Genomic DNA, 14,984 nt, shown 5'->3' with positions numbered 1-14,984 from the left:
TATAATTAGAACTAGAATCCGTGCATGCGATAGGTGAGAGAACTCATGAAAAACAACGACATCCCTAATTTCAACCTGCTTGCTGTGTTCGCCACTGTGATAGAGCATGGCTCACTGAGCCGAGCAGCGGATCATTTAAGCACTAACCAATCTACTATCAGTACGGCGATTGCAAGACTTAAACAAGAACTCGGCCAAGAGCTGTTTATCCGTCAAGGTCGAGGGGTGGTGCCGACTACTTATGCGTTAAGCCTCTACGAGCAAGTACGAGACCCCATCCAGCAACTCGGAGGGGTGTTTAATGCGCTCGAACAGTTTGATCCACGCACCTCACAGCGTAAATTTGTCTTGGCCGCGCCAGAGCACTTGCAGTGGGTTTTGTTGGATGGTTTCTCTAAGCTGAGCGACTCACAAGTAACCCTTGAGATCTACGATCAACCGGATAATGACGATAAGAGTTATGAAGGGTTAGTGACGCAAAAGTTTGATGCGATGATCGACATCTTAGTTTCTGAGTCACCCAGTATTGAAAGCGCCCACCTTTTCGATGGGCGCTTTGTGATTGTTTGCCGCAAACAGCATCCGCGAATTCAAGGCAACATGACTCAAGAGCAATATTTTGGAGAGAGCCACGCCGTCTTAGAGCGCACGCGTAATCAAACCTACAGCTTAGGCCACTACACCAACATCGACATTTCTCGACGCAAGGTGGTCTATCACGGTCGGTCGTTGTTTAACAACATGATGCTGTGCAGCCAGTCAGACATCATCACTATCGTCCCGCTGTCGGTCGCTTTGCAGTTTAAAGCACGTTTGCAACTGCAAGTGATCAACCCGCCCTTCTCCCACACTCAGATGTCGAACTATCTGATATGGAATAAGAAACACAGTAAAGACCCGGCGCATCAATGGTTTCGCCAACAAGTAATGCAAAGCTTAGACAACACCAAGCACCTGATTAACCCGAATATGGGCTCGGGCGTTATTTAAACTCGTAAGTGTAAGACGCGCCGAGTTTGTTGGTTTTACCAAAATCATCGTCTGCGATGATGCCGAAGATATTAAAAGACTGCGCTTCAGAGATTTTGTAGCTCGCGCCCGCACCGCCCCAATAGCCCGAGTAACTGTCCGAACCGCGTGATGCACCGCCAAACGTCATCATCGACCATTTCTGAGTCAACGGCTTGAGAGCAAACGCACCGATGTAGCCACCATGGCTCGAAGCTGGCATTAAGACGTAGTCGTTCTCAATGTCGCTCTCATCACGCACGGCAAATTCACCGTCGTTGTAGCTATAACCCGCCATTGGGAATATCTGCCAGCCCATTGGTTCGATATCAAAATAGCTCAAAGGAACAAACGTGCCGATACTGTAGTTGTTTTTGTACGCATCATCATCAAATTCGGTACGGCTAAAGTTGAAGTTGAGAATACCCATCGGCAACAACCAAGAGCCCCCGACGCGCCACTCATCGCCATCCGCATTGATGCGCCCATTAATCATGCGCGCATCATCAAGGCCAATCGAACCTGAGAACTTCAGCCCTTCACTGTAGGCAAAACCGGCTTTAGTGACAATTTTGGTTGGATCTTCATGGTGCTTCTCTTGAGCAGAGAGCCCGGTTGAAAGAAGAACAGAAGCGAATAAAAACGAAAACTTGCGCATAAACATCTCATGTAAGTTGCGATAACTGATAATGAGCAACTCAAAGTCCGTTTCATGCCAACACTCATTATAATATTTGGAATTTAGACCATTTAGTCTAATTGTCCTCTGCGCTCTGGTGGGAATAACCGATATTCCTACCCCACTCAGTCAACTTGTGTACAAAGCGCTCTAAAGATCTCAGCCAATTGACGGATGTGTTCATCGATCCCATATACACTTTTACGATTAAACGATAAATGTCGAGAGAGTCAGCAGAAAATTGGATGCCTTGTGTGGGTTGACCAGATTCAGAAGGATTTCATCCGCTTGGTGCTAAAAAGGCGACAGTTTAACCCGTCGCCTTTGCTAATCAGTACCTAAACTTATTCCCAATCAAGAATAACCTTCCCAGAAGCCCCGCTACGCATGGCGTCAAAGCCTTTTTGGAAGTCATCGACCTTGAAGTGGTGAGTGATGATTGGCGTCAGATCTAGGCCTGATTGAATCAGGCTTGCCATCTTGTACCAAGTCTCAAACATTTCTCGGCCGTAGATGCCTTTGATGACGAGGCCCTTGAAGATCACTTGGTTCCAGTCGATGCCCATGTCCGATGGTGGAATACCGAGTAATGCGATACGTCCACCGTGGTTCATGGTTTTAAGCATTGAGTTGAATGCAGATGGGTTGCCAGACATCTCAAGACCGACGTCAAAACCTTCGGTCATGCCAAGCTCTGACATGACGTCTTCCAGTTTTTGTTCGGCAACATTCACCGCTCGAGTGACGCCCATTTTGCGCGCCAGTTCTAAGCGGTATTCGTTAACGTCTGTGATCACGACATGACGAGCACCAACGTGACGCGCGACGGCCGCCGCCATAATGCCAATTGGGCCAGCGCCAGTGATAAGCACATCTTCACCGACGAGATCAAAAGAGAGCGCCGTGTGAACCGCGTTACCAAACGGGTCAAAGATTGAAGCAAGATCATCAGAAATGCCTTCAGGGATCTTGAATGCATTGAACGCAGGGATCACTAGGTATTCAGCAAACGCACCTTCGCGGTTCACACCCACACCTATCGTGTTGCGGCACAGGTGCGTGCGGCCACCACGACAGTTACGACAGTGACCACAGGTGATATGGCCTTCGCCCGACACGCGGTCACCAATTTCAAAGCCGCGAACTTCTTGGCCAATCGCTACCACTTCACCCACGTACTCGTGGCCAACGACCATAGGAACGGGAATGGTATTTTGTGACCACTCATCCCAGTTGTATATATGGACATCGGTTCCGCAGATGGCGGTCTTTTTAATTTTGATCAGGATATCGTTGTGGCCAACCTCAGGTTTGTCCACTTCCGTCATCCAAATGCCTTCTTCAGGCTTAAGTTTAGAGAGTGCTTTGATTTTCATTATTGGATGATCTCCATCTCACGGCCCACTTCAATGAAGGCGTCGATCGCACGATCCAGTTGCTCACGAGAATGCGCCGCAGACATTTGCGTACGGATGCGAGCTTGACCTTTAGGTACCACTGGGAACGAGAAACCAATGACGTAAATGCCCTTCGCCAAGGCGCGTTCAGCGAACTCTGCCGCTACTTTGGCATCGCCTAACATGATTGGGATGATCGCATGATCCGCGCCGCCCATCGTAAAGCCAGCCGCTTCCATACGCGCACGGAAATGTGCGGCGTTGTCCCACAAACGCTCGCGCAGATCACCGCTCTCTTTCAACAGGTCAAGCACACGAAGTGACGCACTGACAATCGCTGGCGCGACAGAGTTTGAGAACAAGTATGGGCGTGAGCGCTGACGCAGCCATTCAATCACTTCTTTCTTACCAGAGGTGTAACCGCCTGACGCGCCGCCCATCGCTTTGCCCAGTGTGCCTGTGATGATATCAATGCGATCCACAACGTTGTGATACTCATGAGTACCGGCGCCGGTTTTGCCCATAAAGCCAACGGCGTGAGAGTCGTCGACCATCGTCAATGCGCCGTATTTATCCGCCAGATCACAGATAGCCGGAAGGTTGGCGACCACGCCATCCATCGAGAACACACCGTCGGTCACGATCAAGATGTGGCGAGCGCCCGCTTCTTTTGCGGCAATCAGCTGCTCTTCAAGCTCTTGCATGTTGTTGTTGGAGTAACGGAAACGCATCGCTTTACACAAACGAACACCATCAATGATCGAGGCATGGTTCAGCGCGTCAGAGATGATCGCATCTTCTTTACCCAGAATGGTTTCAAACAGGCCCGCATTCGCATCAAAACATGAGGTGTACAGAATGGTGTCTTCTTTTCCTAAAAACTGAGACAGTTTTTGCTCCAGTTGTTTGTGGATGTCTTGCGTGCCACAGATGAAGCGTACCGATGCCATACCAAAGCCGTGCTCATCCATACCCGCTTTACCCGCCTCGATGAGATCTGGGTGGTTAGCGAGTCCTAAGTAGTTGTTTGCACAGAAGTTAATCACTTCTTCGCCCGTTGAGATTTTAACGGCGGCTTGCTGCTGAGACGTAATGATTCGCTCCGCTTTGTAAAGGCCTTCCGCCTTTACTTCTTCGATTTGATCTTGAATTTGTTGATAGAATGCAGAAGACATTGCTGTTTCCTTTCGCGTTATGGTTAGGCTAAGTGTAATCCATCATCTTCACTTCCATTATCCATAGGCACGGAAAAACATTTTTGCCTCTGGGGCACAGATAAGGCGGTTTTGTGAACTCTGTTGGTTTAGCGCCCAATCACGCTCTGATACACTAGCTGTCATCACTGCTACACCGAGTTCTTGATCTTGTTTGATACCCGACTACTGACACTACTGCCCGATTTAGCCTCGTTTATTCTTGTTGTCGAGGAGGGCAGCTTCACCGCAGCCGCCAAGCAACTTGGCGTCACCCCTTCTGCGCTCAGTAAATTGGTGACTAGACTAGAGAAATCACTCTCGACCAAGCTGTTTGAGAGAACCACACGCTCATTGATCATCACACCTACAGGGCAACAGGTTTATGACCAAGCGATTGTGATGGTCAATGCCGCTCGCCAGGCGGTGGACTTGTCGAGCTCTGATCACAGAGAACCCACAGGGCCACTTGTGGTCGCGGCACCAGAGGCGTTTCTTAACTCGGTCTTACAACCCTTTGTGGCGCCCTTTTTAAAAGCCTACCCCGAAATTCAGCTCAAACTGCGCGCCGCCGATGGCGAAATAGACCTATTGCGCGATCGCATTGACATCGCTTTCAAACTGACCGATAAACCGGATGAGAACTTAGTCCTCAAAGAGATGGGGAAAACACACCTGCAATTGTGCGCGAGCCCGGACTATCTCAGCGCACATGGCGTGCCGACGCACCCAACTGAGCTCGCGAACCACAGCTGTCTCTATTTGGCTGAAACCGACAAAGACCACGTTTGGGATTTCTTCAAAGAGGACGAATACCACTCCGTTGCCGTGAGCGGACGCTACGCCGTCAATCATTCGCAGATGCGTTTAAATGGAGTCAAACAAGGGATTGGAATCGGGATTTTTCACGATTTCGTCATCGCGGATGCGATTGAATGTGGTGAGGTCATCGCGGTGCTGCCCGAGTGGACGATAAAGAGTAACTACCATGGCGCGGTGGCGATGCAATACCCGCAAACCAAGTATATGCCCGCGAGATTGCGGGCATTCATCGATTATGTCAGCGACGCACTGAAAGAGAAATTAGCGCGTTAGCCAAACAACTTACTCCAGATGCTTGGATTGCGTTTATCGTGATATTCGATGCGAAGCTCGTCAACGCGTTTCAACTGCGTCTTAGCGCGGGCAAGATCGCCACCTTCCAATGACTGCTGTACCTCTCCAAGCGCTTGAGATAGCGCTTGAAAACCTTCTTGGTACACCTCCACTTTCTCGGGTGGGTACTCGCCTTGCTTGGCTTGCTCCACCAGCGAAGTGAGCGCCCCAACCGCAGTTTGCATCTCGACTACATCACTGGCTTGCGCCGCGTGACGAAACTCCACTTTCATCTGCTTCATCACGGCCTTAAGGTCGCCGCCCGAGGCCCAAACTTGGCACGCGACCAGCAAACTCATCGCTGCTATTAACTTTCTCATTTTATTCTACTTATTGGATTCAAAACGCCATTGTAAGCGATGGATTAAGGGGTGAAATAGGAAAAGTGTTGCGAGTTATAAATGAGTAAACTCACGACGTTTTTTTGCATGTTTCGCAGATTGGCTAATACTTAAGAGAATTCTTATAGAGGGAACTTCATGAGTCGACGCCGCTATTCACTGTCCATCCACATTACGAGTCTGTTTTTGGTGTTGACCACGCTCGTGGGCGCGGTACTTATCGGTATCAGCTACAAGCACTCTCAAGACTTGTTAACCGAGAGCGCCAAGGAGCTCAGCAGTGAAAATGGCGCCAAATTGGAAACCACCTTCCAAAATCGCGCAGGGCCTATCCTGACCACATTAGATTTCATGTCGATGAGTGACGTAATTGAGTCGGCCGACGCACCGATTGACCAAACCCGATTCATCGCTTCCCTCGCGATCATCTTTCAGCGCAACCCAGAATTGGTCGCCTTGTATTACGCCAGCGAACAGGGAGATCTCAATGTCCTTCGCCCACTTCGCACCATCGCGGACCGTGAGCGTTTTGATGCCCCTGATAAAGCAACATTGATGATTAACTCGATGGCCGTTAGCGGTAAAAACGATGTCCATTTCTTAAACGGTCGCCATGTGCTGCTCCAATCGATTGAAAACAATGACAACGATTTTGATCCTCGAGTGAGGCCCTGGTTTGTCAACGCAAGCTCAGATGGTGACATTCGCTTAACGGAGCCATATTTTTTTTACTTTCTTAAAACCAGCGGCGTGACGTTGTCACGAAGATCGCCCGACGGCCAATTTGTTGTCGGCGCGGATTTCACTCTAGACTCCCTCTCTCAACAAGTCAGTACCATGGGGTATTCTGAACAAACACGCTTGCTGTTACTCGATAGCCAATTCAATGTCCTAGCGCACCATCAGTTAGAAGTGACATTGCCTGAGTTAAGTGACTCCGTCACTCAATCTGATATCAACGGCGTACTGGAACAGAGTGTGTTTGCGCCAGTTCTGGGCCGTGTGTCATCGCAAATCATCTATGAGGCGCTCGAAAGCGACGGTATTGATTGGTCCGTGACCTTAACTCCCGTCGAGTTAAACAACCAGACGCGACTGCTGCTTGCCGAAGCCATCCCACAACATGATATTCTTGCTTCGCTGCTTTCGATGCGAGACAGACAAGTACAAGTGGCGATCTTTATGCTGATTGTCAGTTTTGTGGTCATCTGGCTCGTGTCTAAACGCATTACCAATCCATTATTGACGCTGGTCACTCTGACCAGCAACATCGCACGCTTCGACTTTAAAAAGACCCGCTACCCAAAGAGTGTGATCAAAGAGGTATCCAATCTCACCAAATCCATTGAGCTGATGGAACACACTCTGCATGACTTGCTTCGTCTACTGCGTGAAACGGCCAGTAACCGAGATTTTTCCTTGCTGGCAAAGACCATTACTCACCAAAGCTATATGGTCACCAAAGCGGAGACCATCGTGCTCTACACACTGGACAACAAGGACGCTTCCTTCTCGATTGCCGCCAATCACGCGATTATCCCGTTCAAAGTCGATATCAACGAGTTCCTTTCTAACACCCCCTGGATGCAGAAAGACTTAGAGAAAGGCGAAATTATCCATCTCACCCGTGGGGATAACGCCATCGCAAAATACAGCGAATCACTGTTTAACACCGATATCTATTTCTTCCCAATGCACAACAAAAACAAGAAATTGGTCGGCATTTTGTTGTTGGGGTACGAACGCCCCATCACCCCTGAACAGAGTGATAAACATGCGTTTTTAAAAGAGCTGTTAAGCTTTGCCGAAATTGCCAAAGAAAACATCACGCAGATGGAGCAACAAAAAGAGATGCTCAATGCGTTTGTCGCCCTGATTGCATCGGCTATCGATACAAAGTCGCCTTATACAGGCGGACACTGTCAGCGCATCCCGACACTGGCAAACTTGTTGACCAAAGTGGCAGACAAAGACAAACGCTATTTTGCCGATTTTTCAATGGGCAAAGATCAATGGGAAGCGCTTAATCTCGCCGCTTGGTTGCATGATTGTGGCAAAGTGACCACGCCAGAATATGTGGTCGATAAAGCCACCAAGCTCGAAACCATCTATGACCGAATCCATGAAGTCAGAATGCGTTTTGAGCTATTGAAAGTGCAGGCTGAAGTTGACTGCTTGCAATCGATTCTCGATGGCGAGGAGAAAGAAAAGGCAGGACAAATATTGGCTCAGCGCCACCAGCAGTTGGAAGACGATTTCTACTTCGTCGCAGAGTGCAACTTAGGTGGAGAATCCATGACCGACGAAGCCATTGAACGCTTGGAGCAGATCGCGCAAATCGAATGGGTACGTACCTTAGATGATCAAGCCGGTACCTCCTGGATAGAACGCGAACGCGCGGGAGATCCTACGCCACTGCCCATCAAAGAGAAACTGCTCGCCGATAAGCCCGTACATAAGGTGGGCTGGGGTATTGACGTCAACCCGAAAGATCAGTGGGCACAAGCGTTCATTCTTGATCCCGGCGAGCTCAAATACAATCGTGGCGAGCTATTCAACTTATCCATTCGCCGAGGCACGCTCAACGATGAAGAGCGCTTCATCATCAACGATCACATCATCCAAACCATCACTATGCTTAACCGACTGCCCTATCCAGAGCACTTGCAACAAGTGCCTGAAATTGCCGGTGGACACCATGAGCGAATGGACGGTAAAGGCTATCCACTTGGCTTGACCGGCGAGCAGCTCTCCGTGCCTGCTCGGGTGATGGCGATTGCCGATGTCTTCGAGGCGTTGACCTCATCAGACCGACCTTACAAAAAAGGCAAGACGCTGGACGAGTCGATTAATATCATGACCTCGATGGCCACCAGCGGTCATATCGATCCTAAGCTCTATCTGCTGTTTTTAGAGCATAAAATCGATCAAGAATACGCCAGTGCCTACTTACACCCTTCGCAAATCAGTGAGTTTGATCGTGAGGCGCATATTCAGAAGGTGAAAGCCTACATCAAAGCGTCTCTCTGATAGGGCACGGCGTACTTCACTACAAAATGAGATCTGGCACGACGAATCATTACCTACAAAACGCAGTTTTGAAGCAGGAACTCCAATATAGGTCTACGCTAGAGCTATATAAGGTATTGTATTTAAGCGGATAAATTGAATGAAGAAACGCCGATATTCTCTGACCATTCACATCACCAGTCTCTTTTTGGCACTGACGTCAATCGCTGCGGTCATCCTGGTGTTCACCAGTTACCAACATTCACAAGGGCTGCTCAACAAGAGCGCCGAAGAGCTGTCCAACGAAAACAGCGCAAAGCTCGAAATCACATTTGAAAGTGCCACTGCACCGATTTTTACTTCGTTAGATTTTATTGCCAATGGCGATAGCCTCAATCGAGGTATGGCGTTGCACCAAAATCGCGGCTTGATTGCCTCTCTGGTGACGACGTTCGAGAAAAACCCTGAGATGGTGGGGATGTACTATGCCAGTCAAGAGGGTGATATGAACGTCATCCGCCTTTTTAAGGACGCAGCAGACGCAGAGCGCTTTGGCGCACCAAGCCATGCGAAAGTGATGGTTCATGAGATGGGTGTCGATGGAAAAAACAACCTCTACTTCCTTGATTCATCCCTCAAGATACTGACTGAGCGTCTTAAACAGGATAACCAATTTGATCCACGCGTTCGTCCTTGGTTTAAAAACACCCGCCAAGATGGCGCGATTCAGCTGACTGAGCCGTACTTTTTCTATGAACTCAAAACCACCGGTGTGACGCTTTCAAGGCGATCCGCTAATGGCCAGTTTGTCATCGGTGCCGACTTTACCCTAGATTCACTGTCGCGAAAGTTGCATTCAATGGCGCTCTCTGAACATACTAAACTCATACTATTTGATCGAAAGTTCAACGTGCTTGCTCATCACAATCTCGGTACCGTATTCCCAGAACAATCCAGCCGGTACGAGGAGGTTCACGACACTATCCGAGAAACCGTGTTTGACCCAATATTCAACCGCTTCTCCGATGGCGTGGTGTATAAAACAGTAGAGAGTGAGGGCCTTGAATGGTCGATAACACTTGTCCCTGTGATGCTTAATAAAGACATCAAACTTCGATTAGCGGAAGCGACCCCGCACGATGACCTGCTAGGTTCATTGATTTCGATGCGAGACAAGCAAATTCAGGTGGCGATCATGATGCTGGTCATGAGCCTGTGTATCATCTGGTTTGTCTCGCAAAAAATTTCGACACCACTCAAAACGCTCATTACCCTAACCAGTAATATCACCCGTTTTGAGTTTAAAAAAACGCGCTATCCCTCCAGCATCATCAAAGAGGTCTCGAACTTAACGGCGTCTATCCAATTGATGGAGCACACGTTACATGACATGTTGACCTTGCTGCGTGACACGGCCAGTAACCGAGATTTCGCGCTGCTGTCAAAAACCCTGTGTAAACAGAGCTATCAGCTGACTAAAGCCGAAAGCGTTGTGCTCTTTACCAGTAAAAGTAACAGTGAAGACGATTTCGAACTGGCAACCAGCACATCCATCATCCCGTTTAAATTAGAGATCAACGCCTTTATTCATGCGATTGACGGGCTAAAAGCCAAGTTAGAGCAAGGCCAGATCGTCCACTTGCAGCGCCACCAAGCAGCGCTGCAGGGCATCGCCAATCGTCTCTACACTTCGGACGTTTATCTATTCCCCATTCACAACAAAAATAAAAAGCTGGTCGGGCTGTTACTGCTCGGTTATGAACGACGCATTACCGCCGAGCAGAGCGACAAACACGCCTTCTTAAAAGAACTGCTCAGTTTTGCTGAAATTGCCAAAGAGAACATCACCCAAATTGAGCAGCAAAAAGAGATGCTCAATGGCTTTATCTCTTTGATTGCCTCTGCGATTGATACCAAATCCCCTTACACGGGCAGTCACTGCCAACGCATTCCTGAACTGGCGAATGTCCTGACACAGGTGGCCCACAATGACGGCCGCTATTTCCCCGAATTTAAGATGGAAGACGACCAATGGGAGGCGCTTCATCTTGCGGCTTGGCTGCACGATTGTGGGAAAGTCACCACCCCAGAATACGTGGTCGACAAAGCCACAAAACTTGAAACCATTTACGACCGCATCCACGAGATTCGCATGCGCTTTGAACTGCTCAAATCCGACGCCAACACCGAATATTGGCAGAGCATTGCGAACGGCGTTGAGATTGCCGAGGCGCAAGCGCAGCTAGAGCGGACCCATCGCGAGCTTGATGATGACTTTGAGTTTGTCGCACAGTGCAATTTAGGCAGTGAGTTTATGACCGACGACGCGGTAGCGAGACTTGAGCGCATCGCCGATAAGGAGTGGACTCGCACGCTCGATGATCAATTGGGTATCTCGTGGATTGAGAAAGATCGCGCGGGCCCTAGAACGCCACTGCCCGCCAAAGAAAAACTGCTCGCAGACAAGCAAGTACACAAAGTGAGTTGGGGTGAAGGCGTCGATCCAAAGCAGCATTGGTCAGAAAACTTTGTTCTTGAGCCTGGGGATCTGAAGTTTAATCAGGGTGAGCTGTATAACTTGTCTATCAAGCGCGGCACCTTGAATGACGATGAGCGCTTTTTGATCAACGATCACGTGATTCAAACCATCAACATGCTCAATCGTCTCCCCTATCCCGATCATTTGAAACAGGTGCCAGAGATTGCCGGGGGACACCACGAGAGAATGGATGGCAAAGGTTATCCATTGGGGCTTAAAGGTGAGGAGTTGTCGATTCCGGCTCGCGTAATGGCCATTGCGGACGTATTCGAAGCGCTCACCTCCTCAGATAGACCTTACAAAAAAGGCAAAACACTCGATGAGTCGATCAAAATAATGACATCCATGGCGACCAGCGGGCATATTGACCCGAAACTCTACCTGCTGTTTTTGGAACACGAAGTGGACCAGTACTACGCAAACCACTACCTTCCTGCCTCGCAACATAGCGAGTTTGACAGAAAGGGGCACATTCAAAAGGTCAAAGCGTACCTTAGCGAACTCGCTTAGCGGGATCGCGCGCGCTTGGGGCAGTTATCGCAATAGCTGCCGCTTTCGCATTTGTAGACCTGGCAGCAACTGATGCGATGCATGTTCAGTGCCCCATCGTCATCCAAATAGAGTTGCTGTGCCGCTCTAGGGCGTAATTGAAACGCCGACAACCATAACTCAGCGTGTGTTTTGGCTTCTTCTAAGGTTAAAGTCGGCTCAAAACGTGACAATTTAACCAGACAGTTGAGCAGTGCATCACTCATCAGCGATTGGGTAAACCCCGGTCTAATTCGGGTAAATGACTCAATGTCTTGGCGGTAAACCTCAAACAACGCCGACAAGGTGCGCCCCGCAAGCGCAATCAATTTAGGTAATTCGTCATGTTGATGCGCTTGGGTCTCAAATGAAAATCCCGCGACCCAATGACCATCAACGGTTTGTGCCATCGAGTCAAATTGAGGTACCCCTCGACACGCGTAGACGGCAACAAATGCCACAAACATTGGCTGCCAGCACACCAAATCCCAGGTTCGGGTTATCCAGTAGCCATTTCCAGCGCTTGTGTGTTGCTCACTCAGCCTTTGATATAGCGCACCGAGCAAACGTCGATTCTGTTCTGTTTGTTGGGGTAACAGTTGCTCGCACTCAGGTACACTCACCTTGCCATCTAACAAGGGCGTGACGTGTTTGCAATTCTCAAAAAGCGCATGAAAAAAGGGATCGAGCGATTCAATATCCAGCGCACTGCTGCCTAAGGCATTCAATTTTGCATTCATTTCTTGGTTCAAAAGCAGCCCAATTGGGCTGCTTGATACTGTTGGATTTAACCCACCGTTAGCCAGAACGTGGAATAACTCGGTTAGAACTCGTAATTCACATTGAGTTCAATGGAGCGCTCTTCACCGTACCAGCAGTTCGCGTCGTCATAACAAGTGTAGCTCTCTTCATCAAAGAGGTTGTTCACAACAAGATTGGCCACGGCGCCGTTAAGTGACTCACTCATTGCGCCAAGATCATACCCCAAAGAGAGATCCACCAAGGTATAAGCGGGTACTTTTTCGCCGGTGTTATACGCATCTCTTTGCATGGCACCGACATAACGAACACCACCTCCAACACGCGCGCCGGCCAACGGGCCATCGTACAAATAGTAATTTGTCCATAGATTGGCCGTGTGCTCTGGCACGTAAATCGGCGTCGTTCCCACTAAGGCACTGTCGACATCCTCTGTCACTTCCATATCCATGTAGGTGTAGCTCGCATTAAGATCCCAAGCGCTTGTGACCAACCAGCGGCCTTCTAGCTCAAGGCCCTGAGAACGCACTTCACCTAGCTGAATCTTCGCGCGGTAGCTAGGGTCATTAGGGTCATAAGAGACCGCATCTTGCTTAGTGATGTGGAAGTAAGACGCCGTCATGCTCTGCGCGCCATCGTGTGATTGGTACTTAACCCCGACCTCAACTTGCTCACCGAGCTGAGGTTCAAGCGCATTACCGTCGATGTCTGTGCCTGAGGCTGGCTCAAAACTGGTCGCAAAACTCGCAAACGGGGAAAGGCCATTGTCAAACTCATACAACGCCCCAACGCGATAAGATAATTGGTGGTGGTCAGCCGTATCGACGGTGTCGGTCACTATGGTGCTGGTTTTGCGGTCACTCGATTCGAAGCGGTCATAGCGTCCACCCGCCAGCAGTACCCAATCGCCCAATCGAACTTGGTCTTGAAGGTAGAAGCCCAGTTGTTCAGTCTCAATCTTGTGGGTTTCGTCATACACCTCTGTCAACGCGTTTCTGTCTAACAGCGCATTGTTGGGGCGAAAAACACTGAATCCATAGAACTCGGCGTTTGCAGCGTATTCACGATAGACGGAGTCCCCTTTGAGTTTGAGGTAGTCGATGCCAAACAGCAGGTTGTGCTGCGCCTGCCCGACCGTCACTAAGCCAGACAATTGGTTGTCAATCACAAATGACTGCGATGATTCGTCCGTATCGTAAATGTTTCGGCTCATAGCGCCAGTGGACGCATCGAAACTCGTTGCTCTGTGGTAGGTATTTTCCTGATATAGGGAGGCATCGGCGTAGCGTGCGTTTTGTAGGAAGGTCCATTGATGGTTAATGTCGTGATTGACTTTATAACCGAGCATAAACACTTCACGCTCAAACTGACTCCAATTGACATCGCCTGCCGAGGTGGACGGTGACGTTGAACCGTTGGCGTTGCTGTCAATCATTCCCGACGCGGGTAGCGCTGAGTTGATCCCCATATTCGGATCTTTTTGGTAGTACATGTTGAGGTTAATTAACGTCCGCTCGCTAGCTTGCCAATCAATCGACGGTGCAATCACGTAGCGCTCTTCCTCTGCATTATCGACTTGACTGTCTCGTTTACGAGCAAGGGCCACCAAGCGATAAGAGACATCACTCTCACCGATTTGCCCCGTCGTATCGAGCGAGGTTTCCATCAGGTTTCTGGTTCCTGTCGCGACACTCAAACGCGTTTGGCTCTGCTGCTGCGGCGATTTAGCAATCATATTCACCATCCCGCCCGGCGGCATGGAACCGTACAACACAGAGGTAGGGCCTTTGAAAATTTCCACCTGTTGCAGTGCAATAGGATCGATTTGTGGTTGCAAGTTCCATCCTGTTAGATAGGGAAGCTTAAGCCCATCATAATAGCTCTCACTGTTGGCAAAACCACGAATCGAGAAGGTGTCGTACATAGTGACCGACGCCCCTTTTTTCTCTGTCACGACGCCAGGCGCGTATCGGAGCGCCTGATTCAAGGATTTGACACCGCGTTGCTCCAACTGCTCTGATTCAATCGTGGTGATCCCTTGCGGGGTTTCCTCTGGTTCTAACGCAGTTTTAGTGGCCGTGTTACGATACGCTTCGCCCAGAACGGTGATGGTGTCCATCGTTGAAGCGTCTCCGCCTTCGGCAGCGTAAAGGGGCGAAGAAAAGGCTGAAATGAGCGCCAACGTCAATGTCGAGCGCTGAAAGTGAGTGATAGATTGCATATTGTCCTCAATTACCCATGCTTTATCTTAATAAGAATTAATATCATTTGCATTCTAAATTTTTTAAATTGGCAAAAGTTAACAATTTGGTGCAAAGTCACCGACTTTTGTTTAGCAGTGTTTTATTCGCTGCGAGCGCGTAATTCAGTAGGAGG

The 14,984-nt window shown here is 49.3% G+C and carries 10 protein-coding genes; 4 read left to right on the top strand and 6 right to left on the bottom strand.

Annotated features, from left to right (window positions below):
* Positions 1 to 45: 45 nt before the first annotated feature.
* Positions 46 to 990, top strand: a complete 945-nt coding sequence (locus AC6R10_RS16565) for a LysR family transcriptional regulator (protein ID WP_500672952.1) — start codon at positions 46 to 48, stop codon at positions 988 to 990.
* On the opposite strand, the gene AC6R10_RS16560 is transcribed toward AC6R10_RS16565, so the two are convergent.
* From AC6R10_RS16560 to AC6R10_RS16550, 3 genes are all read right to left on the bottom strand, one after another.
* Positions 983 to 1,666 carry a hypothetical protein gene (locus AC6R10_RS16560; protein WP_487902288.1) on the bottom strand — a complete coding sequence of 228 codons (684 nt, stop codon included), beginning with the start codon at positions 1,664 to 1,666 and terminating at the stop codon, positions 983 to 985. The two genes, AC6R10_RS16565 and AC6R10_RS16560, sit on opposite strands and share 8 nt — an antisense overlap.
* A 365-nt stretch (positions 1,667 to 2,031) precedes the next feature.
* A complete protein-coding gene (gene tdh, locus AC6R10_RS16555) occupies positions 2,032 to 3,063 on the bottom strand; it encodes an L-threonine 3-dehydrogenase (RefSeq protein ID WP_500626967.1) in 1,032 nt (343 codons plus the stop codon).
* The gene (locus AC6R10_RS16550; protein WP_500672951.1) at positions 3,063 to 4,259 is read right to left on the bottom strand and encodes a glycine C-acetyltransferase; all 1,197 of its coding nucleotides are present in this window, start codon (positions 4,257 to 4,259) and stop codon (positions 3,063 to 3,065) included. The genes tdh and AC6R10_RS16550 overlap by 1 nt, the downstream gene beginning before the upstream one ends.
* 189 nt (positions 4,260 to 4,448) lie before the next feature.
* On the opposite strand from AC6R10_RS16550, the gene AC6R10_RS16545 reads away from it, so the two are divergent.
* A complete protein-coding gene (locus AC6R10_RS16545) occupies positions 4,449 to 5,372 on the top strand; it encodes a LysR family transcriptional regulator (protein ID WP_500672950.1) in 924 nt (307 codons plus the stop codon).
* On the opposite strand, the gene AC6R10_RS16540 is transcribed toward AC6R10_RS16545, so the two are convergent.
* Positions 5,369 to 5,752, bottom strand: coding sequence for a cytochrome b562 (locus AC6R10_RS16540; RefSeq protein ID WP_500672949.1), 384 nt, complete (start codon positions 5,750 to 5,752; stop codon positions 5,369 to 5,371). The genes AC6R10_RS16545 and AC6R10_RS16540 overlap by 4 nt on opposite strands.
* A 159-nt stretch (positions 5,753 to 5,911) precedes the next feature.
* On the opposite strand from AC6R10_RS16540, the gene AC6R10_RS16535 reads away from it, so the two are divergent.
* Together AC6R10_RS16535 and AC6R10_RS16530 are read left to right on the top strand one after the other, a co-directional pair.
* The gene (locus AC6R10_RS16535; protein WP_500672948.1) at positions 5,912 to 8,803 is read left to right on the top strand and encodes an HD domain-containing phosphohydrolase; all 2,892 of its coding nucleotides are present in this window, start codon (positions 5,912 to 5,914) and stop codon (positions 8,801 to 8,803) included.
* Positions 8,804 to 8,942: 139 nt separating this feature from the next.
* The gene (locus AC6R10_RS16530) at positions 8,943 to 11,831 is read left to right on the top strand and encodes an HD domain-containing phosphohydrolase (protein ID WP_500672947.1); all 2,889 of its coding nucleotides are present in this window, start codon (positions 8,943 to 8,945) and stop codon (positions 11,829 to 11,831) included.
* Here AC6R10_RS16530 and AC6R10_RS16525 read toward each other — a convergent pair.
* Positions 11,828 to 12,589, bottom strand: a complete 762-nt coding sequence (locus AC6R10_RS16525; RefSeq protein WP_500672946.1) for a siderophore ferric iron reductase — start codon at positions 12,587 to 12,589, stop codon at positions 11,828 to 11,830. The two genes, AC6R10_RS16530 and AC6R10_RS16525, sit on opposite strands and share 4 nt — an antisense overlap.
* An 83-nt stretch (positions 12,590 to 12,672) precedes the next feature.
* Positions 12,673 to 14,829 carry a TonB-dependent siderophore receptor gene (locus AC6R10_RS16520; RefSeq protein WP_500672945.1) on the bottom strand — a complete coding sequence of 719 codons (2,157 nt, stop codon included), beginning with the start codon at positions 14,827 to 14,829 and terminating at the stop codon, positions 12,673 to 12,675.
* Positions 14,830 to 14,984: the final 155 nt, after the last annotated feature.

The organism is Vibrio sp. R12-SG2-ISO1, from assembly GCF_059834045.1.
Note: the sequence above shows the minus strand (reverse complement) of the source record. Positions and strands in the feature narration are given on the sequence as shown.